Source organism: Marinospirillum celere (assembly GCF_900112235.1).
Classification (GTDB): domain Bacteria; phylum Pseudomonadota; class Gammaproteobacteria; order Pseudomonadales; family Halomonadaceae; genus Marinospirillum; species Marinospirillum celere.
Map to the genome: position 1 here is coordinate 388579 of NZ_FOLH01000004.1, position 20826 is coordinate 409404.

Genomic DNA, 20826 nt, shown 5'->3' on the forward strand with positions numbered 1-20826 from the left:
GCTCATGACTTCAGATCTGAACTTCACCAAGGATGGCAAACCCCTGTCAGATTCAGAAAAGGAAAAAATCCGTCTGGAGCATGAGGCTGCACGCTTATTTATGCGCCTCTATGAAAACTGCTTTCAGGTGCCGATTCGGCATATTTGGCATAATGAACCCAAAAAACCGGATGTGTCCTGCTACCTGAACAAGGAAAAACTGGATCTGGAAATTGCCCACCTCTACGGCAGTGAAGTGGAGGCCATGCTGGTGCTGGGGCGCAATCTGGGCGAAGCCACCTGGCGCTACCTGAATGAATTAGCGGCCACTCCACCGGATGAGCGCCTGCTCACTGCATTGAATCGCCTGCTCGCCAACAAGGCGGATAAGGACTATCACTCCGAAAAAGTCTGGCTGGTGATCCGGAATGCTAATCCTCACTGGTCGCGTGAAGATTTTCGGCAACGCATGGATGCCATTACCCTACCGGAAAAGCACCCTTTTGAAGAGGTCTGGGTGGTGGCTGATTTTGAAGGCATAAGTGGATTGGTTAAAATTTATCCGACTGAGCACAAGTAGCCGGAATCACTGGACAGCTCTTCCTGTAAAGCGTTAAAATTACGGGAATATGCGCCTGCACCTGGAGGGCGTCTTCCGAGGTCCGTTTCAAACCTCGAAATCCAGACCGAATATACGAAGCGGGATGAGCATTTTTTTGTTCATCTCGCTTTTTTGCAACCCAAATTCAGCCCGTAACCAGCCGGTTCGGGCTGCAGCCTGCGATGGGAGGAGGCAGTTTTGACCAGACCCGCTATTCTGGCACTAGAAGATGGCAGTATTTTCCGTGGCACTGCAATTGGAGCCGATGGTCAGACCCTTGGTGAGGTGGTGTTCAATACCGCGATGACGGGCTATCAGGAAATTCTGACCGACCCTTCCTACACCAAACAACTGGTGACCCTGACTTATCCTCATATCGGTAATACCGGTATCAACCCGGAAGATATCGAATCGGCTTCCCTGGGCGCAGCAGGTCTGATCATTCGTGATTTGCCTTTGATGGCCAGCAACTTTCGTAGCGAACAAACCCTGACTGAATACCTGCAGGTCAATCAATTGGTGGCGATCGGTGATATCGATACCCGCCGTTTGACGCGCATTCTGCGTGATAAGGGTTCTTTAAATGGCTGTATTCTGGCGGGCGATGAAGCCACCACTGAAGCTGGTCAGCAAAAGGCATTGGAAGCGGCGCGGGACTTCCCCGGTTTGAAAGGCATGGATCTGGCCAAAGAAGTGACGACTGCCAGCATCAGTAACTGGACTCAGGGTGAGTGGGTGCTGGGTGAAGGCTATGCTCAAATCGATGAAGCCAGTCAGCCTTATCATGTCGTCGCTTATGACTATGGCGTCAAGTTCAACATCTTGCGCATGCTAGCCAGTCGCGGCTGCCGGATTACCCTGGTGCCAGCTCAAACACCGGCCAGTGAAGTGCTGGCGATGAATCCCGATGGTGTTTTCCTTTCTAATGGCCCTGGCGACCCCCAGCCTTGTGATTATGCGATCCAGGCGATTGCTGAGATCCTAGAAACAGATATCCCTGTCTTTGGTATCTGCCTGGGTCATCAGTTACTGGCACTGGCATCTGGAGCCCAATCCGTGAAGATGCCGCATGGTCACCATGGTGCTAACCATCCGGTACAGGATCTGGATACAGGCGTGGTGATGATTACCAGCCAAAACCATGGCTTTGCGGTGGATGAAAACTCCTTGCCCGACACCTTGCGCGCAACGCATAAATCCCTGTTTGATGGCACCCTGCAGGGAATCGAGCGCACCGATAAGGCGGCTTTCAGTTTCCAGGGGCACCCGGAGGCCAGCCCTGGTCCTCAGGATGTTGCGCCCTTGTTTGATCGCTTTATTCAGCTAATCGAAGCACGCAAAACGACTTCAGCCTGAACCCGATAGAGACAACAGAGACAGTCATGCCAAAACGCACAGATATCAACAGCATTCTTATTTTGGGCGCTGGCCCTATCGTCATCGGTCAGGCCTGTGAATTCGACTACTCCGGTGCTCAGGCCTGTAAAGCCCTGCGTGAAGAAGGCTACCGGGTCATTCTGGTCAACTCCAACCCGGCGACCATCATGACCGATCCGGTGATGGCCGATGCCACCTACATCGAACCCATTCTCTGGGATGTGGTAGAAAAAATTATTGAAAAAGAGCGCCCTGACGCGGTTTTGCCAACCATGGGCGGGCAGACGGCACTTAACTGTGCTCTGGATCTGGAGAAGCACGGCGTTCTGGAAAAATACGGCGTGGAAATGATTGGTGCCAATGCCGACACCATCGATAAGGCGGAAGACCGGGATCGTTTTGACAAAGCGATGAAGAAAATCGGCCTGGAGTGTCCCAAGGCTTCCATGGCGCATAGCATGGAAGAAGCCTGGCAGGTTCAGGCGGAACTGGGCTTTCCCTGCATTATTCGTCCTTCTTTCACCATGGGCGGCTCAGGTGGCGGTATTGCATATAACAAGGAAGAGTTTGAAGAAATCTGTCTGCGTGGGTTGGATCTTTCGCCCACTAAAGAGCTGCTGATCGATGAATCTCTGATTGGCTGGAAAGAATATGAAATGGAAGTGGTGCGCGACAAGAATGACAACTGCATTATTGTCTGTGCCATTGAAAATTTTGATGCCATGGGTGTACATACTGGTGATTCCATCACCGTTGCGCCTGCGCAAACTCTGACCGACAAGGAATACCAGTTGATGCGTAATGCTTCCCTGGCGGTGTTGCGGGAAATTGGTGTGGAAACCGGTGGCTCCAACGTTCAGTTTGGTATCAACCCTGATAACGGACGGATGGTCGTTATTGAAATGAACCCCCGGGTCAGTCGTTCTTCGGCGCTGGCTTCCAAGGCGACCGGTTTCCCGATTGCCAAGATCGCGGCCAAACTGGCGGTGGGCTATACCCTGGATGAGCTGCAGAATGATATTACCGGGGGGGCCACGCCAGCATCTTTTGAGCCCTCCATTGACTACGTGGTTACCAAGATTCCACGTTTTACCTTTGAAAAATTCCCTCAGGCCAATGACCGCCTGACCACCCAGATGAAGTCGGTGGGTGAAGTCATGGCCATCGGTCGCACCTTCCAGGAATCCCTACAGAAAGCCCTGCGTGGTCTGGAAGTGGGTGCCAATGGTCTGGACCCGAAAATTGAGAAGTGGGATGACGAAGCTCGCAATCTGCTCAAACGCGAGCTGTTGAACCCAGGTGCTGACCGCATCTGGTATATCGCTGATGCCTTCCGCTCCGGCATGAGCCTGGAAGACGTCTTCCGCCTGACCAATGTTGATCCCTGGTATCTGGTGCAGTTGCAGGAATTGATTCAGTTGGAAGATCAGGTCGCAAAAACCGCTTTTGGTGATCTGGATTACGAGCTGGTGTATCGCCTCAAGCGCAAGGGCTTCTCCGATGCGCGTCTGGCCCAGCTGTTGGGTGTCTCTGAAGCCTCCTTCCGCAAACTGCGTCACCAGTTAAAAGTGCGCCCGACTTACAAGCGCGTAGATACCTGTGCAGCCGAGTTTGCGACCAGTACCGCTTACATGTACTCCACCTATGAAGAAGAGTGTGAGGCCGAACCTTCGTCCCGCGACAAAATCATGGTGCTGGGTGGCGGCCCCAATCGCATCGGTCAGGGCATTGAGTTTGACTACTGTTGTGTGCATGCGGCTTTTGCCATGCGCGATGACGGCTATGAAACCATCATGGTGAACTGCAACCCGGAAACAGTTTCTACGGATTATGACACCTCGGATCGCCTCTATTTTGAGCCGGTGACCCTGGAAGATGTGCTGGAAATTGTACATAAAGAGCAGCCAAAAGGCGTAATTGTCCAGTTTGGTGGGCAAACGCCGCTGAAGCTGGCGCGGGATCTGGAAGCGGCCGGTGTGCCCATTATTGGCACCACCCCGGATGCGATTGATCGCGCCGAAGACCGTGAGCGCTTCCAGCAGATGATTGAAAAGCTGGGGCTCAAGCAGCCACCCAATGCCACGGCGCGCAGCTTTGATGAAGCCCTGGCCAAGGCTGAAGCCATCGGTTATCCACTGGTAGTGCGTCCCTCCTATGTGCTGGGTGGTCGTGCCATGGAAATCGTTTATGGTTCCGATGAGCTGGAACGCTACATGACCAGTGCTGTGAAGGTTTCCAATGACAGCCCAGTGCTGCTGGATCACTTTCTGAACGCTGCGATTGAAATTGATGTCGATGCAGTCAGCGACGGCAAGGATGTGGTGATCGGCGGCATCATGCAGCACATCGAGCAGGCTGGGGTTCACTCGGGTGATTCGGCCTGTTCTTTGCCACCCTATTCCCTGCCACCGGAAGTGCAGGATCAGATGCGGGTGATGATTGCCCAGATGGCGCGTGAACTGGGCGTTGTCGGCCTGATGAACGTGCAGTTGGCCTGGCAGGATGGTGAAATTTATATTATTGAAGTGAATCCTCGGGCCTCACGGACCGTACCTTTTGTGTCCAAGTGTATCGGTACTTCTTTGGCCCAGGTGGCAGCACGCTGTATGGCGGGCACCAGTCTGAAGGATCAGGGTTTTGAAAAGGAAATTATTCCGCCCTTCTACAGCGTTAAGGAAGCGGTCTTCCCCTTCAACAAGTTCCAGGGGGTGGACCCAATTCTCGGCCCGGAAATGAAATCCACCGGTGAAGTCATGGGCAGCGGCACCACCTTTGCGGAAGCCTTCCTCAAGGCGCAATTGGGTGCGGGTGAAAAAATGCCCAAGGCAGGCGGCAAGGCTTTCTTGTCCGTTCGCGAAGCCGATAAAAAAGCCATTGTGGGTGTTGCCGCCTCTCTGACCAAGCTGGGTTACAACCTGGTGGCGACCAGTGGTACGGCGGCGGTGCTCAAGGCGGCTGGCTTTGAAGCAGAAGTGGTCAACAAGGTAGCTGAAGGCCGACCTCATATAGTGGACAAGGTCAAGAACGACGAAATCGTTTACATCGTCAACACCACAGAAGGACGTCAGGCGATTGCCGATTCCTCCGGTATTCGTCGCGCGGCCCTGCAACACAAGGTGCCCTACACCACGACCCTGGCCGGTGCCGCTGCACTTTGTCAGGCGCTGGAATATGGCATGAATATCCAGGTTCGCCGTCTACAGAAGTTGCACGCAGGAGAAGTCTGATGCAAAAAAGCCCTATGACTGTGCAGGGTGAAAAGCGCCTGCGCGAAGAGTTGGAAGAACTGAAAACCGTGAAGCGCCCCCGAGTAATTGAGGCCATCGCCGAAGCACGCGAGCATGGTGACCTGAAGGAAAATGCTGAATACCACGCAGCGCGTGAAGAGCAGGGTTTCATTGAAGGTCGGATTCAGGAAATCGAAGGCAAGTTGGGTAATGCCCAGGTGATTGATGTCAGTCAGTTGCCGAAAACCGGTAAGGTGGTTTTCGGTGTCACCGTCGAGCTTCTTAACCTGGATACCGATGAAGAAGTCAGCTACACCATCGTCGGTGAAGATGAGGCTGACCTCAAGATTAACAAGATTTCCTTTACCTCTCCAATTGCCCGTGCCCTGATCGGCAAGGAAGAAGGTGATGTAGCGGTGGTGAAAACGCCACGCGGTGAAGTGGAATATGAAATCAGTGATGTGATCTACGGCCAAGGCTAATTTTAGTTTGTGCCTGAAAACCCGCCGCTAGGCGGGTTTTTTTATTCGACAAGAGCTTGGAGCTGTTCACGGTGACGCGCTTCACTATTTCTCAGTTCAGCAGGAAGTTTGGCAGCAGCCTTTTGTAGAGCGGCTTCCTTTTCTTGAGGCTCAAGATAAGGGTCGTGCATGAGTGTCAAACGCGTCAGAGCAAAGTCGGTATAGGCCTCTTCCATTCCAAAAAAAGCATCGACGACAGGGGGCTCAAAGACCTGGCGTCTTAAGCGCATTAATTCCTGCTGGGCTGCTTCCAAAACATGAATCTTATATTCGGGCGTTTGTTCCTGCGCGGGAGCCAAGGGCTGAGATAAATACTGGTAGGCCAGCTCCTGATAGCCTAAATACGCATCCAGCAGTTGCTTGGCTTCTTCAGCAGCCTGGGCGGGTAGATGCTGCTCGGCCAGCAGATGGATTTGTTCAATACTTTGCCAAGGATCTTCCAGTAAATTGGCCTGACTTAAGAAGTAATCAAAAAAATCACGAGTTTGTAAACTGATCACTAGCTCACCGGCCTCAGTGGCAGCTAGAAAACCATCTATGCCTGTTCCTTCAAGCACAGGAAGCAATTCAAGTTGGTCGCTTTGCATCGGAGTTTGATAGTGAATAGCGTCCTGATTGCTTTCAGTGTTGGCTGTCTGGGCTGGCTTCTGGGTCATTGCTGACTGATCGTCAGCAACTACAGATGAGGCCGTTTGAGTGTCCGGGGCAGCTGCTGAAACTTCTACTACAGAAGTGCTGCTGGACACCTTGTTGTTCAGTGCTGACCAGATGCTAAAGCTCAGGGCGATAACGGCAAGGAAAGACAGGGTTTTTGTCATAGAAAGACTCCGGAAAGAAGCTGCAGGGGTTGCCCCCTGCAACAGGTATTAAAGTCCGAGATTTTTCAGACGGTTGGCATGAGTCCGATAGGGCGTGACCGGGTTGTGCCACAAGGAGCGAATACCAAAGAGATGGTTGACTGCATCCAAATGGTTGCTGTGGTTATAGTTGGCAAGGACCTGGCCAAATTTTTGAGAACAAACACTGACCAGACCATCATTCTGTTCACCAGCAAAAACCAAGCCAGTGATCGCTAAGGGTCCATCACTGGGATCCAGAAGATTAGTTAGTGTGCCGCGGCCTGTCCAGGAAAAATAATGTTGGGTGTGGCCTGCAACTGTGGCTTGATGCGCGCCTCCGGTGCAGCCATTGGGGTTCAAGCCCTTCCAGCCGGTTTCATCGTTCAGTGCCAGACTACCCTGAGTGGTCAAGGTTTCCATGGCCGCTATACCATCCTGAGTATGGCTTTGTCCGGTAAAAAAATTCATCAACTGGCCCAGAGAAACAGCAATCTGATCAAGAAGATTTTCAGGAAGGCTTTCAGGGTTGAGTTGGCCGCGCAGCAAATCGGCAACGGCGGAGCCCTTGTTCACGCCATTGATGCTGGTGACCGAGGCTACTCTTTCTGGACTCAGGTGGGCCGCATAGCGTGAAGTGGGTGCCCCCTGGCTATGTCCGAACAGATGGTATTTTTCCGCGCCCCAGTTTTCTAGCTGGTTAGCCAGTTGTTGGCCGCGTTCTTGGCTGCTGTTAACGAAAGAAACATTGGCGACCTTGACCGTGGCACCGCTGCGTTCCAGGTGCCAGGGGATGGTATGAAAGTAATTGACCAGACCGCCAATATCATCAAAGCCCATAACACCATGTACTAAGACGATGGGGTGCTGAGTTTGCGTATAGCTAGCCATCAGTGGAGCTGATGCAAAAGACAGACTCAATGCCGCTGCCAGGCAGAAGTTTTTATAGAATTTCATGAATTTTCCTTATTTTTGTCATTGTTATTACGGGATGGATCCAAGATCCAGGGGTAATAATTAGTACAAAACAAGGCATGATACAAGTGTTTGAATCATCCGATTGAATGATTATTTTTTTATAAGCATAAACAGTCACCGGACGGATCCGGTAACTGTTTATTTGTAAAGAGGTTAAGAGTTAATCAGAGATTTCTTAGCTGTGACGGAGAAGGTTGGAGAGCTTGGGATTGGGCTTGCGCGCTGGCCGGTAGTAGAGGCCAATTTTGCCAATGGTTTGCACTACTTCAGCATCCAGTTTTTTGGCCAGGTCGGCGATCATTTCAGCACGCTCATCACGTTCACCAACAAAACGAATTTTGATCAGTTCGTGGTCTTCTAGGGCGCGCTCAGCTTCTTTGATCACGCCTTCAGAAAGCCCTTCTTCGCCAACCAAAACAACGGGATTGAGGGCGTGGCCGATGGCTCTCAGTTCTTTCTTTTGTGCGCCTTTAAGGCTCATGTTAATCTACTCTGCTTCTAGTCAGGGTTGGGCAGTGCCCGCCAATGACTATTCTAGACTGAGTCGCTGTCTGGGTCATCCCCCAGAAGCAAACCTTTCAGCAAGTTTTAGAGGTATTTGTGGCCCGCTCCAAAACCAGTGCTGCCTGGCTAAAAGAACATGTTGATGATCACTGGGTTCAACAAGCCCAAAAGGATGGCTACCGCTCACGTGCGGCCTACAAGCTGGCAGAAATTGATGATAAAGACCGTTTGCTGAGGCCCGGAATGACAGTGATTGATCTGGGTAGTGCCCCAGGTGGTTGGTCACAGTTGGTTTCTGAGCGCTTGAAGGGGCAGGGTAAAATTATTGCATCCGATATTTTGCCGATGGATGCCTTGCCGGATGTCGACTTTATTCAGGGCGACTTTACTGAAGACGAAGTGCTGGACAGCATTTTGCTGGCCATGGAAAAAAATTTGGCTGACCTTGTTATTTCCGACATGGCCCCTAACCTTAGTGGTATGAATGCGATAGATCAGCCCAAGGCGATGTACTTGGTTGAGTTGGCGGTTGATCTTGCCCAGCAGGTACTTAGGCCAGGCGGGGATTATCTGGCTAAGGTCTTTCAGGGAGAAGGCTATGACGACTACCTAAAATTGCTTAAGGGAAACTTCAAGCAGGTGTTGACTCGCAAGCCCAAGGCTTCAAGGGCACGATCACGTGAAGTCTATCTTCTGGCCAGAGGCTTTAAGGGCTAAGCAGGAAAATAAATCGCATTGATACAAAAGATAAATGGAACAGGATCGGGTTTTATTCGGTCTGAGACATGAATTCCTGTAGTATAGGTATATAAGATCTACCCGGCAGGCAAGTTAACAAGAGGGCGTTGCCTTGAACGATATGGCGAAAAATCTCATTCTGTGGCTGGTTATAGCTGCAGTTCTGCTGACGGTTTTCAACAATTTCAACGTTGAGCCTCAGACCAATGCTATTACCTACTCCCAATTTGTGCAGGAAGTACAGCAGCAACAAGTGAGAAAAGTCGTTATTGACGGCTATGAAATTGAGGGCGAAAGAGCGGATGGAAGTCGTTTTCAGACCATTCGCCCAGCAGCTGAAGATCCTCGCTTGATGGATGACTTGCTGAGCAATGAAGTGCTGGTTGAAGGGCGTAAGCCTGAAACCCAGAGCATCTGGACGCGTCTGCTGATTGCCAGCTTCCCGATTCTGCTGATCTTGGCTATTTTTATCTTCTTTATGCGCCAAATGCAGGGTGGCGGCGGCGGTGGCCGCGGCGGTCCTATGAGCTTTGGTAAATCCAAGGCGCGTTTGTTAAGCCAAGACCAAATCAAAACCACCTTTGCCGATGTGGCAGGCTGTGATGAAGCCAAGGAAGACGTTAAAGAGCTGGTTGACTTCCTGAAAGACCCCGGCAAATTCCAGCGTCTGGGGGGCAAGATTCCTCGTGGTGTTCTAATGGTCGGTAGCCCAGGTACAGGTAAAACCCTGCTGGCCAAGGCTGTTGCAGGCGAAGCCAAGGTGCCTTTCTTTACGATTTCCGGCTCTGACTTTGTCGAAATGTTTGTTGGTGTGGGTGCTTCTCGTGTACGCGATATGTTTGAGCAAGCCAAGAAGCAGTCACCCTGTATCATCTTTATTGATGAAATAGATGCGGTTGGCCGTCAGCGTGGTGCCGGCATGGGCGGTGGTCATGATGAGCGCGAGCAAACACTGAACCAGTTGCTGGTTGAAATGGATGGTTTTGATCCTAACGACGGTATTATCGTAATTGCAGCAACCAACCGTCCCGATGTCCTGGACTCCGCGCTTCTGCGCCCTGGCCGTTTTGACCGCCAGGTCGTCGTGGGGCTGCCAGATATTCGTGGTCGTGAGCAGATTTTGGATGTTCACATGCGCAAAGTGCCCTTGGCTGACGATGTTAAGGCGTCACTGATTGCTCGGGGTACGCCCGGCTTCTCAGGGGCTGATCTGGCCAACCTGGTTAATGAGGCTGCACTCTTCGCGGCTCGGAACAACCGTCGCCTGGTGGGCATGGAAGAGTTTGAAAAAGCCAAAGACAAAATCATGATGGGTGCCGAGCGTAAATCCATGGTGATGACGGATAAAGATAAGATCATGACGGCCTACCATGAAGCCGGCCATGCCATTCTGGGTCGACTGCTGCCTGCCCATGATCCTGTCTATAAGGTATCGATCATTCCTCGTGGGCGTGCTCTGGGTGTGACCATGTTCCTGCCGGAAGAAGATCGGATTTCCTACAGCAAACGCTACCTGCTGAGCCGAATAACTTCAGCCTATGGCGGGCGTATTGCCGAAGAAATGTTCTATGGTGCGGATTGGGTTTCTACAGGTGCCCAGAATGATATTCAGCAGGCAACCAAGATGGCCCGCAACATGGTGACCAAGTGGGGCTTGTCGGATAAAGCCGGGCCTGTGCTCTACAGTGAAGATGAAGGTGAGATTTTTGTTGGTGCCGGTCAAGGCATGGGTCAAAGAGCTCACATCAGTGAAGAAACTGCTGAGCTGCTGGATGCAGAGGTACGTAAAATCCTTGATGACTGCTATGCAGAAGCAACCCGCATTCTCGAAGAAAATCGCGATAAAATGGAACTGATGAAAGATGCGCTGATGGAATATGAAACCATCGACTCCCATCAGATTACAGAAATTATGGATGGACGTCCGCCTGGACCACCCAAAGATTGGGGCAATGGTCAGGGCGGTGCGACCACTGATGAAGGGCATCTATCCGGTGAGGATGAAGAGACTTCTGAGGATGCAGATAGCCAAGAATCACCCGGCCGTAAGCCCGGAGACCCCTTGGGCGGTTCAGTTCACTGATCTGCTTCTAGCTTTCAAAACCCCGCTCGGCGGGGTTTTTTTAATTCAGATTTTAAGGGCTTAGCAATAGATGCAGTTAAAAAATACCAAGCGGGTGCTCGATTTAACCGAGCCCCGAATCATGGGTATCGTTAATTTAACACCTGATTCCTTTTCAGATGGTGGGCGTCTTCAAGGGGTTGATGCTGCCCTGGAGCATGCACTTAGGCTAGAGAAGGAAGGTGCCGACTTGCTTGATCTGGGCGGTGAATCAACACGTCCAGGAGCTGCCAAGGTCAGTGTTCAGGAAGAAATGGATCGAGTACTACCTGTTCTTGAAGCGCTGCGCAAAGAAACATCCAGCTGGATATCAATAGACACCAGTACCCCGGAAGTGATGACAGAAGCTGCTCGCCTGGGTGCGGATTTAATTAATGATGTCAGGGCATTGCGTCGCCCGGGTGCTTTGCAGGCAGCCGCTAAAACAGGCTTGCCCGTTTGCTTGATGCACATGAAAGGTGAGCCAGGGTTTATGCAGCAGGAAGCTCACTATGATGACCTCTTGCAAGAAATTACTGACTTTTTAAACGAACGGATCACTGCTTGTGAGCAGGCAGGTATTCAGCGTTCTGCACTGTTACTGGATCCTGGGTTTGGATTTGCCAAACTACTCAAGCATAATTTAGCCCTTTTAAATAACCTGGGCACCTTGCTTGAGCTGCAGCTGCCCCTTTTGGTGGGTCTTTCGCGCAAACGTATGCTGGGTGAAATAACCGGCCGGGAGGTTCATGAGCGCCAAGCGGCGAGTTATGCGGTACATTTGCTGGCTGCCCAGAAGGGTGCCAAAATTCTGCGCGTACATGATGTGGCTGGCATGAAAGACTCCCTGGCTGTTTGGCAGGCAATGCTCAATGCAGAGATTTGATTAGGATAATAAGAAGATGGCAAGACAATACTTTGGAACCGATGGTATTCGTGGACGCGTGGGTGAACACCCCATAACAGCCGATTTTATTCTTAAATTGGGCTGGGCTGCAGGCAAGGTCTTTGCACGTCAGGGTAAGAAGCGCATTTTAATCGGCAAGGATACTCGCCTTTCGGGCTATATGCTGGAGTCAGCACTGGAAGCGGGACTCTCGTCGGCCGGTGTTGATGTTTTTCTGTTGGGACCGATGCCAACCCCGGGAATCGCCTACTTAACCCAAACCTTCCATGCTGACGCAGGTATTGTCATTAGCGCTTCGCACAATCCGTTCGAAGACAACGGCATTAAATTTTTCTCGGGCAATGGTGAAAAACTGCCTGACGAAGTGGAAATGGAAATTGAAGAGTGGCTGGACAAGCCTTTGGAAACTGTAGCGCCTGCACTGCTGGGTAAGGCAAAACGGATTGATGATGCAGCGGGTCGCTATATCGAATTTTGCAAAAACACCCTGCCTTTTAGTGCCAGCCTTGCGGGTATGAAAATGGTTGTTGATGCCGCTCATGGGGCAACCTATCACATCGCCCCAGCAGTTTTTGAAGAACTGGGTGCTGAAGTGATCATGATCGGTGCTCAGCCTGACGGCTTAAATATTAACAAGGAAAGCGGGTCAACCAAGCCTTTGGCCCTTCAAGCCAAGGTAATAGAAGTCGGTGCAGACCTGGGCATTGCTTTTGATGGCGATGGCGATAGGGTGGTGATGGTGACCTCGACCGGCAAGCTGGCCGATGGTGATGATCTGCTGTATATACTCGCCAGCCATATGCAAAACCAGGGGCTTCTTGATGGTGGTGTGGTCGGTACGCTGATGACCAATTTGGGCATCGAACTGGCCCTTAAAGAAATGGGGATCCCCTTCGTGCGCGCTCAGGTTGGTGACCGCTACGTGATGGCCGAGCTGCAAAGCAGAAAGTGGCTTTTAGGTGGCGAGGGTTCCGGACACTTGATTTGCAGGCATGTACAGTCCACGGGCGATGGCATCGTAGCCGCACTTCAGGTATTGCAAGCGATCCAGGAAAGTGGAAAAACCCTGGATGCTTGGCTGCACTCGCTCAAAAAAATGCCCCAGTCTTTGGTTAATGTGCGTACCGGAAATAACAAGGAAGCATTACTTCGTCACCCACAAATCCTGAGCAAGATTGAAGAAACCGAAAAGCAGCTGGCAGGGCGGGGCCGGGTACTGCTCAGGCCTTCAGGCACTGAGCCGCTGCTCAGAGTTATGGTGGAAGGCGAAGAGCAGGAAGAGGTGCAGAGCCTCGCCGAGGAAATCGCTGCACTTATCTCACAGATTGCAGGTTGAGGTTGGCGCGCTTTTTTAATAGAATTCCCGCCCTTGAATAAACTGAGTGGAAGACTGCATGCGACAAAAGCTGGTGGCCGGTAACTGGAAAATGAATGGCAGCTTTGATTTGCTGAAATCCTTGCTCGAACCAGTCAGCCAAGAAAAGGGTTTGTCCTGCCAGCTGCTGGTCTGTCCGCCTTTCCCTTATTTGGCGGCGGCAGCGGATTTGCTTAAATCCAGTGGAGTCTTCTTAGGTGCACAAGACTGCGCTGCAACACCAGTAGGTGCCTACACAGGTGAAGTAGCGGCAGAGATGCTGGCCGAAATGGGTGTTAGCCATGTTATTCTGGGCCACTCAGAACGCCGCCACTACCAGGCTGAGGGTGACGCCCTGGTTTTGGCAAAGGTTAAGCAAGCCCTGGCTGCAGGCCTGAAGCCTGTGGTTTGTGTCGGTGAAACGCTGGAAGAAAAGCAAGCTGGTCAGACAGCCGAAGTGGTGCTGCGTCAAGTGCAAGCAGTAGCAACCCAGTTGAGCTCTGAGCAGCTGGGTCAGCTAATATTTGCTTATGAGCCCGTCTGGGCAATAGGTAGCGGACTGACCGCGACACCTGATCAGGCGCAGGAAGTTCACAGTCTGATTCGCAAAGCGCTGGCTGAACAGGATCAACAGCAGGCAGCAAGAATTCAGCTGCTCTATGGGGGCAGTGTCAAGGCCGAAAATGCGGCATCCCTGTTTGCGATGCCAGATATTGATGGTGGGTTAATTGGTGGGGCATCACTGAATGCCAGCCAGTTTTTAGCAATTGGACACGCAGCGAGTTAATTAACTATGCAAAGTTTGGTATTGGGTATTCATGTAATTCTGGCTGTAGGTTTGGTGGTCCTGATCCTGATGCAGCAAGGCAAGGGCGCAGAAGCGGGCGCCTCCTTTGGTGGTGGTGCCTCTAACACTGTTTTCGGTAGTCTTGGTCCCTTTGGTTTTCTGGGTAGCATGACCGCCTGGTTGGCCGCTGCTTTTTTTGCGACTAGTCTGCTTTTGGCGTTTATGGCTACTCAGCAGCATTCTCCAGATCGTGGTCTGCCTTCTGATGAAGTGATTGAAGAGTTTAGTCGTGACCAGTTGCCATTGCTGGATGATGAGCCTGAAGGCCGCCGTCAGGACTAGTTTTTTTTGCTTAGGGGGTTGCCAACTTGAGGCTGCCCCTCTATTATTTGCCCGCCTTTGCAGACAAGCATTTTTCAGCAAGGGCAGAAGTGATAAAGCCGAAGTGGTGGAATTGGTAGACACGCCATCTTGAGGGGGTGGTGGCCTTAGGGTCGTGCGGGTTCAAGTCCCGCCTTCGGCACCAAGTTGTAAAGAGTTAGGTTGACCTTAACTGACTCTATCTGTATAGTACTTTCCTCTGATGCGGGGTGGAGCAGCCTGGTAGCTCGTCGGGCTCATAACCCGAAGGTCGTCGGTTCAAATCCGGCCCCCGCTACCAAGATTTATCAGAAGCCCCTTTTTTAAGGGGCTTTTTGTTAGGTCGAAAAAGTCTTCGCGCTGGCGGTGCCTTACAACCATCCTTCGAAGTTTTCCGGCCTGGTGATTATCCGTCTGCCTAGGCAGATAGCTGGAGCTTTTCCGTGGCAAGTAAAGATAAACTACTTGAACAGCTCATAGAGCCCGTCGTTCAGTCCCTGAATTTTGAATTTTGGGGCCTGGAGCTTACGGGCAGTGGGCGTCACACCCTTTTACGCATCTATATTGACAGTGATGCAGGCATCAGTGTCGAAGATTGTGCGCTGGTCAGTCGGCAAGTCAGTGCCCTGATGGACGTTGAAGATCCCATCTCCGGTGAATATACACTTGAAGTGTCCTCGCCCGGTATGGATCGTCCACTATTCAAGCTTGACCACTATCGGCGCTGTGCCGGTGAACAGGTACAAATCAAGCTAAGATTAGCCTATGAAGGTCAGCGTAAATATACCGGCCTGCTAAAAGGCGTAGAAGAAGATGAGGTCATCATCCAGGTTGATGATGAAGAATTTTGTTTTCCACTGGAAACGATTGATCAGGCACGAATTAAACCTGTCCTGAATCAGCAAAAGAAAAACCAGGGATAGTTTTCAAGAGGCCTAGGCATGAGTAAAGAAATACTGTTAGTCGTGGATGCCGTCTCCAACGAAAAAGGCGTACCCAAGGACACCATTTTCGAGGCGATAGAAGCAGCACTTGCCAGTGCAACAAAAAAGCGCTTCGTTGAAGAGGGTGTGGATATTCGTGTCAGCATCGATCGCAAAACTGGCGGCTACGACAGCTATCGTCGCTGGACTGTTGTTGATGACGAAGACTACACCGATCCTGACTGTGAAATTCCAGCCTCCGAAGCCAAAGAACAAGGCCTGGTCGTTGGTGATGTGCGCGAAGAAGAAATTGAGTCCATTGAATTTGGGCGTATCGCGGCGCAGACGGCCAAGCAGGTTATTGTACAGAAGGTTCGTGAAGCCGAGCGTGCTGAAGTTGTGCGCCAGTACTATGAGCAACAGGGCCAATTGGTTTCAGGCCTGGTTAAGAAGACAACTCGTGATGGCGTCATCGTTGACCTGGGCGGTAATGCTGAAGCCTATATGGCGCGCCATGAAATGATCCCTGGTGAAAAATTTCGCATGAATGACCGGGTGAGAGCTATTTTGTTGGAAGTTAACCCCAACAATCGTGGCCCTCAGCTGATCTTGTCACGCACCTGCCCGGAAATGATCATCGAGCTGTTTAAAATTGAAGTACCTGAGATTTCAGAGCAGTTGATAGAAATCCGTGGTGCAGCGCGTGATCCTGGCTCACGAGCCAAAATTGCCGTTAAAACCAATGACCGTCGAATTGATCCCGTCGGTGCTTGTGTTGGTATGCGTGGCTCGCGTGTTCAGGCTGTATCCACTGAACTGCACAACGAACGCGTTGATATCGTGCTTTGGGATGACAACCCTGCACAACTGGTTATTAATGCAATGGCACCGGCTGATGTGGCTTCCATCATCGTTGATGAAGATGCCCACTCCATGGATGTGGCTGTTGCTGAAGACAATCTGGCCCAGGCCATCGGGCGCAGTGGTCAGAATGTCAAATTGGCCCGCGAATTGACGGGTTGGCGCCTGAATGTCATGACCGAGGAAGAAGCGGTTGGCAAACAGGAACAGGAAATGGATAGCCAGGTTCAGTTCTTTATTCAGCATTTGGATGTCGATGATGATCTGGCTCGCCTTTTAGTAGAAGAAGGTTTTACCAGTCTGGAAGAAGTGGCCTACGTGCCCGTTGAAGAATTCCTGGAAATTGATGGTTTAGACGAAGACCTGGTCAACGAGCTCCGCCGCCGGGCCAAGGATGAATTGCTGACGCTAGAGATAGCTTCGGAAGAAGCCCTGGCCGATGCCCAGCCTGATGAAGCCCTGCTTAACCTGGAAGGAATGGATCGCAATTTAGCTTCCATTCTTGCCGGTAGACAAATTACTACCCTGGATGATCTTGCCGAGCAATCCATTGATGATCTTATAGATATCGAGGCCATGACCGAAGAGCGTGCAGGTAAGTTGATCATGGCAGCCCGCGCTCATTGGTTTGAAGACGAAGCTTGAGCGCATCGGGTCCTAGTTAGAGGAGATGGATAATGGCCGAAACAAGTGTTAAAGATTTTGCAGACGCTATAGGTAAACCTGTAGATCGTCTTATAGAACAGATGCAAGAAGCTGGACTGCGCCACAAAAGTGCGGATGAGAAGGTTTCTGAAAAAGACAAAGAAACCCTGTTGGGATACCTGAAGCGTAACTCAGGTGCAGGCGAGCCCAAACGAATTACGATGACGCGTAAAGTGACTCAGCAGCTAAAAACCGATGGCCGTAAAAGCGTTAATGTTGAAGTGCGCAAAAAGCGTACTTTTGTTAAGCACAGCGATGTTGAGCAAAACGGCGAACAGGAAAAGCAGGCTGCAGAAGAAGCCCAGCGTAAAGCACTCGAAGCTGAAGCCTTGAAAAAGGCGGAAGAAGAAGCAGAAGCCAAGCGCAAAAAAGTTGAAGAAGAGCGTCGTCAGGCTGAAGAAGCGGCTCGTAAACAGCTTGAAGCTGAAGAAGCCGCTCGTAAGGCTGAGCAGGAAAGCAAATCTAAAGAAGCGCCACCTGTGGCAGCCAGTGCTGAAGACCTGGAAGCTCAAAAGAAAGCGGAAGCTGAACGTGAAAAGCGTAAGCAGGAAGAAAAGCGCCGTGCTGAACAAGCCCGCAAGGCGCGCGCCAACCCTGTCGTCGTGGGTGCTGATGAAACAGCCACGGACGAGCCGGAAGTAGAGCTTCCCAAGAATACCAAAATTGACGATGACAAACCCAAGCACAGCAAACCAGGTGGCCGTAAATCTGCCGGAGGCCGCAAGGGTGGTAAGCGTGATGAAGATCATGAAGATCGCCGCTTGAGTCGTCGCAACAAAGATGAAAAGCGTAAAGGTGGTCGTCGTAGTGCGGGTGGCGGTGCTCCCAAAAAGCATGGCTTTGAAAAACCCACGGCACCGATCAAACGCGAAGTCCTGATTCCTGAAAGCATCACTGTTGCCGATCTGGCTGACCGCATGGCCATCAAGGGCGCGGAAGTCATCAAGGTGATGTTCAAGATGGGTGCCATGGCAACCATCAACCAGGTCATCGATCAAGACACAGCCGCAATCGTTGTTGAAGAAATGGGCCACACACCCAAGCTTCAAAAAGAAAATGCGATTGAAGACGAGGTTTTGGACAACATCAGCTATGAAGGTGAAGCCATCACCCGAGCGCCGGTTGTTACCGTTATGGGTCACGTTGACCACGGTAAAACATCGCTACTTGACTATATTCGCCGTGCCAAAGTGGCTGATGCAGAAGCGGGTGGCATCACCCAGCATATCGGTGCTTATCATGTGGATACACGTGACGGCAACATGGTTACCTTCCTGGATACACCGGGCCACGCAGCCTTTACTGCAATGCGGGCAAGGGGTGCGAAAGCCACCGACGTCGTTATCCTGGTGGTTGCAGCCGATGACGGCGTTATGCCACAAACCATCGAAGCTGTTGAGCATGCCAAGGCAGCCGGTGTGCCTTTGGTGGTTGCAGTTAACAAAATGGACAAAGAAGGCGCTGATCCTGACCGGATTAAGAATGAGCTTTCCCAGCATCAGGTTATCCCTGAAGACTGGGGTGGTGATACGCCCTTTGTTCCTGTTTCAGCTAAAGCCGGTATGGGTGTTGATGACCTGCTTGAGGCTGTCCTGTTGCAATCGGAAATTCTGGAACTGACCGCTGTACCTGAAGCGCCTGGTAAAGGCGTGGTCGTTGAGTCCCGCTTGGATAAAGGCCGTGGTTCTGTAGCTACGGTACTGGTTCAAAACGGTACCCTGAGCAAGGGTGATATCGTTCTGGCAGGCCTGAATTATGGTCGGGTAAGAGCACTGATCGATGAAAACGGCAAGCAGGTAGACTCAGCTGGCCCATCTATCCCGGTTGAAATTCTGGGTCTTGATGGTACTCCTGAAGCCGGTGATGAATTTACCGTTGTTCAGGATGAGAAAAAAGCACGTGAAGTGGCTCTTTTCCGCCAAGGCAAATACCGTGAAGTGAAGCTGGCCCGCCAGCAAAAAGCCAAGCTGGAAAATGTCTTCAATCAGATGGAACAGGGCAAAACAGCTACTGTTAACATCATTCTGAAATCGGATGTCCGTGGTTCTGTTGAAGCCATCGTTGGTGCTCTGAAAGATTTGGAGACTGATGAGGTTAAAGTGAACGTGGTCTCCTCTGGTGTTGGCGGGATTACTGAAACAGATGCCAACCTGGCGCTGGCTTCCGATGCTATTTTGATCGGCTTCAACGTACGTGCCGATGCCGCTGCCAAGGTGATCATCGAGCGTGAAGACATCGACTTGCGCTACTACAGCATCATTTATGAGCTGATTGAGCAGGTCAAGCAGGCGATGTCCGGTAAGCTGGCACCTGAGTTCAAAGAAGAGATTGTCGGTATTGCTGAAGTTCGTGATGTCTTCAGGTCACCCAAGCTCGGTCAAATTGCTGGCTGTATGGTGGTCGAAGGCACGGTTTACCGTAATAAGAAAATCCGCGTCCTGAGAGACAACGTGGTGATCTATGAAGGTGAGCTGGAATCACTGCGCCGCTACAAGGATGATGCCAATGAGGTTCGTAATGGCATGGAGTGTGGTATCGGCGTGAAGAACTACAATGATGTCAAGGTCGGAGATAAGATCGAAGTCTTTGATAAGATTAGGGTAGAGCGTAGTCTCTGATACCTGAAAACTGACAAGCAGCAGCCTCCTTCTGGTATTCAGGAGTGAGGCTGTTTGCATTTTAGTCAGCAGCAACAAAGTGAGGTTGCTATGAAAGAATTTAGCCGTACAGACCGGATCGCCGATCAAATTCAACGCGAACTGGCCGTCATGATTCAGCGTGAAGTTAAAGACCCCAGGCTGGATGCCATGATTACGGTCAGTGGTGTCAAAGTCAGTAAGGATTTGGGATATGCCGATGTTTACGTCACCGTGCTGGGTAAAGAAGATCGCCAGGAAGTGATTCAGGAAAACCTGGCGATCCTCAAGCAGGCCGCTGGTTTTTTACGTGGTCGTATCGGCCAGAGCATCAAGTTGCGCGTCGTACCTCAGCTACGCTTTCACTATGACGAAAGTGTTCGTCGTGGTCAGGAGCTAAGCAGCCTGATTGAAAAGGCTGTTGCTGAAGACCGCAAACGCAACCCTGATCAGGAAAGCTGAAGCCTATCACCATGCAACGCAAAACACCCAGACGCCGTGTTGACGGTGTGCTTTTGCTCGACAAGCCTCTGGGCTGGACGAGCAACAAGGCTCTACAAAAAGTACGCTGGTTATTGAAAGCAAAAAAGGGGGGGCATACGGGTAATCTCGACCCTCTGGCGACTGGTGTGCTGCCCTTATGTTTTGGCGAGGCGACCAAGTTTGCCCAGTTTGGCTTGGATGCAGACAAGATCTACCAAACGCGTATTCAACTGGGTGAGTCGCGGGATACTGGTGATGCCGAAGGTGAAGTCCTGGAAAGAGCGGCCCTGCCGGACCTGTCTGAAGCAAGGTTGGGGCAACTGCTGGAAGACTTTACTGGAGCCCAGCAGCAGGTGCCGCCGATGTATTCAGCACTGAAGCATCAAGGTAAAAAGCTTTATGAACTGGCACGCTCTGGGCAAACGGTTGAGCGTCCAGCCAGAGCTATTGTTTTGCATGAACTGCGCTTGCTGAACTGGGGTGTTGATTTTATAGAACTTGAAGTACGCTGTTCCAAGGGAACCTATATCCGTGTTTTGGGTGAAGATCTGGCCAGGGCTTTAGGCACTTTGGGTTACCTGGCTTCCTTGCGGCGAATTCAATCAGGCCCCTACAAAGAAGATCAGTTGGTGAGTCTGGATAGGTTTGAACAGCTGCACCAGGAAGCGGGCGAGGAGGCTCTGGACACCTTGCTTAAACCGGTTGATCTTCTGGTCGAGCACCTGCCATCTTTTCAGCTGGATGAAGAAGGCAGTCAAAAATTGACGCAGGGTCAAGCAATAGAACTGCTGGACTCGACGCTGCAAATCGGGGAAAATGTGCGCCTTTACAATCCTGAGCTCAAGTTTTTGGGTCTAGGTGAAGTAAAGGAATCCGCTAGTAAACAACGTCTTCTGGCACCCAGAAAGATTTGTGTAGCTTAAGTTTTTTATCAGGCCTGCTGTAACG

Annotated in this window: 18 protein-coding genes and 2 tRNA genes; 17 read left to right on the forward strand and 3 right to left on the reverse strand. The window is 51.3% G+C overall.

Annotated elements, in window-relative coordinates; genetic code table 11:
* The first annotated feature begins 4 nt into the window (after positions 1-4).
* The 4 genes from BM185_RS11465 (at position 5) to greA (ending at position 5666) form a co-directional block, all read left to right on the forward strand.
* Positions 5-559, forward strand: coding sequence for a hypothetical protein (locus tag BM185_RS11465; protein ID WP_091963747.1), 555 nt, complete (start codon positions 5-7; stop codon positions 557-559).
* Between the two features lie 219 nt (positions 560-778).
* Positions 779-1936 (forward strand): glutamine-hydrolyzing carbamoyl-phosphate synthase small subunit, encoded by a 1158-nt coding sequence (gene carA / locus BM185_RS11470; protein ID WP_091963750.1) that lies wholly within the window; start codon positions 779-781, stop codon positions 1934-1936.
* Positions 1937-1962: 26 nt separating this feature from the next.
* The gene (gene carB / locus BM185_RS11475) at positions 1963-5184 is read left to right on the forward strand and encodes a carbamoyl-phosphate synthase large subunit (protein ID WP_091963752.1); all 3222 of its coding nucleotides are present in this window, start codon (positions 1963-1965) and stop codon (positions 5182-5184) included.
* Positions 5184-5666, forward strand: a complete 483-nt coding sequence (greA, locus tag BM185_RS11480) for a transcription elongation factor GreA (RefSeq protein WP_091963755.1) — start codon at positions 5184-5186, stop codon at positions 5664-5666. The genes carB and greA overlap by 1 nt, the downstream gene beginning before the upstream one ends.
* Positions 5667-5707: 41 nt before the next feature.
* Here greA and BM185_RS11485 read toward each other — a convergent pair whose 3' ends face one another.
* The 3 genes from BM185_RS11485 to yhbY all read right to left on the reverse strand — a co-directional run bounded on the left by BM185_RS11485 (position 5708) and on the right by yhbY (position 8000).
* Complete coding sequence (locus BM185_RS11485; RefSeq protein WP_091963759.1) at positions 5708-6523, reverse strand: lipase secretion chaperone; 816 nt, start codon at positions 6521-6523, stop codon at positions 5708-5710.
* Between the two features lie 48 nt (positions 6524-6571).
* Entirely contained in the window at positions 6572-7498 is a 927-nt protein-coding gene (locus tag BM185_RS11490) for a lipase family alpha/beta hydrolase (protein WP_091963763.1), read from the reverse strand.
* A gap of 196 nt (positions 7499-7694) precedes the next feature.
* Complete coding sequence (gene yhbY / locus BM185_RS11495) at positions 7695-8000, reverse strand: ribosome assembly RNA-binding protein YhbY (protein WP_091963766.1); 306 nt, start codon at positions 7998-8000, stop codon at positions 7695-7697.
* Positions 8001-8119: 119 nt separating this feature from the next.
* Here yhbY and rlmE point away from each other — a divergent pair, with 119 nt between their 5' ends.
* The 13 genes from rlmE to truB all read left to right on the forward strand — a co-directional run bounded on the left by rlmE (position 8120) and on the right by truB (position 20801).
* Positions 8120-8740, forward strand: a complete 621-nt coding sequence (gene rlmE / locus BM185_RS11500; protein WP_091963769.1) for a 23S rRNA (uridine(2552)-2'-O)-methyltransferase RlmE — start codon at positions 8120-8122, stop codon at positions 8738-8740.
* A gap of 133 nt (positions 8741-8873) precedes the next feature.
* A complete protein-coding gene (gene ftsH, locus BM185_RS11505) occupies positions 8874-10844 on the forward strand; it encodes an ATP-dependent zinc metalloprotease FtsH (protein ID WP_091963772.1) in 1971 nt (656 codons plus the stop codon).
* Between the two features lie 70 nt (positions 10845-10914).
* Positions 10915-11748: a dihydropteroate synthase gene (gene folP, locus BM185_RS11510; protein ID WP_091963776.1), complete on the forward strand. Its 834-nt coding sequence runs from the start codon at positions 10915-10917 to the stop codon at positions 11746-11748.
* A gap of 16 nt (positions 11749-11764) precedes the next feature.
* The gene (gene glmM, locus BM185_RS11515) at positions 11765-13105 is read left to right on the forward strand and encodes a phosphoglucosamine mutase (protein WP_091963779.1); all 1341 of its coding nucleotides are present in this window, start codon (positions 11765-11767) and stop codon (positions 13103-13105) included.
* A gap of 58 nt (positions 13106-13163) precedes the next feature.
* Positions 13164-13910: a triose-phosphate isomerase gene (gene tpiA, locus BM185_RS11520; protein ID WP_091963782.1), complete on the forward strand. Its 747-nt coding sequence runs from the start codon at positions 13164-13166 to the stop codon at positions 13908-13910.
* Positions 13911-13916: 6 nt separating this feature from the next.
* Positions 13917-14252, forward strand: a complete 336-nt coding sequence (gene secG, locus BM185_RS11525) for a preprotein translocase subunit SecG (protein WP_091963785.1) — start codon at positions 13917-13919, stop codon at positions 14250-14252.
* Between the two features lie 97 nt (positions 14253-14349).
* Positions 14350-14436: transfer RNA gene (locus BM185_RS11530), tRNA-Leu, on the forward strand.
* Between the two features lie 58 nt (positions 14437-14494).
* Positions 14495-14571 (forward strand) — tRNA-Met (locus BM185_RS11535).
* Between the two features lie 142 nt (positions 14572-14713).
* Complete coding sequence (rimP, locus tag BM185_RS11540; RefSeq protein WP_091963788.1) at positions 14714-15193, forward strand: ribosome maturation factor RimP; 480 nt, start codon at positions 14714-14716, stop codon at positions 15191-15193.
* Between the two features lie 18 nt (positions 15194-15211).
* Entirely contained in the window at positions 15212-16699 is a 1488-nt protein-coding gene (gene nusA, locus BM185_RS11545) for a transcription termination factor NusA (protein WP_091963791.1), read from the forward strand.
* Positions 16700-16731: 32 nt separating this feature from the next.
* Entirely contained in the window at positions 16732-19377 is a 2646-nt protein-coding gene (gene infB / locus BM185_RS11550) for a translation initiation factor IF-2 (protein ID WP_091963794.1), read from the forward strand.
* Positions 19378-19467: 90 nt separating this feature from the next.
* Positions 19468-19857: a 30S ribosome-binding factor RbfA gene (gene rbfA / locus BM185_RS11555; protein WP_091963928.1), complete on the forward strand. Its 390-nt coding sequence runs from the start codon at positions 19468-19470 to the stop codon at positions 19855-19857.
* An 11-nt stretch (positions 19858-19868) separates the two neighbouring features.
* Complete coding sequence (gene truB, locus BM185_RS11560) at positions 19869-20801, forward strand: tRNA pseudouridine(55) synthase TruB (RefSeq protein ID WP_091963797.1); 933 nt, start codon at positions 19869-19871, stop codon at positions 20799-20801.
* Positions 20802-20826 lie beyond the last annotated feature (25 nt).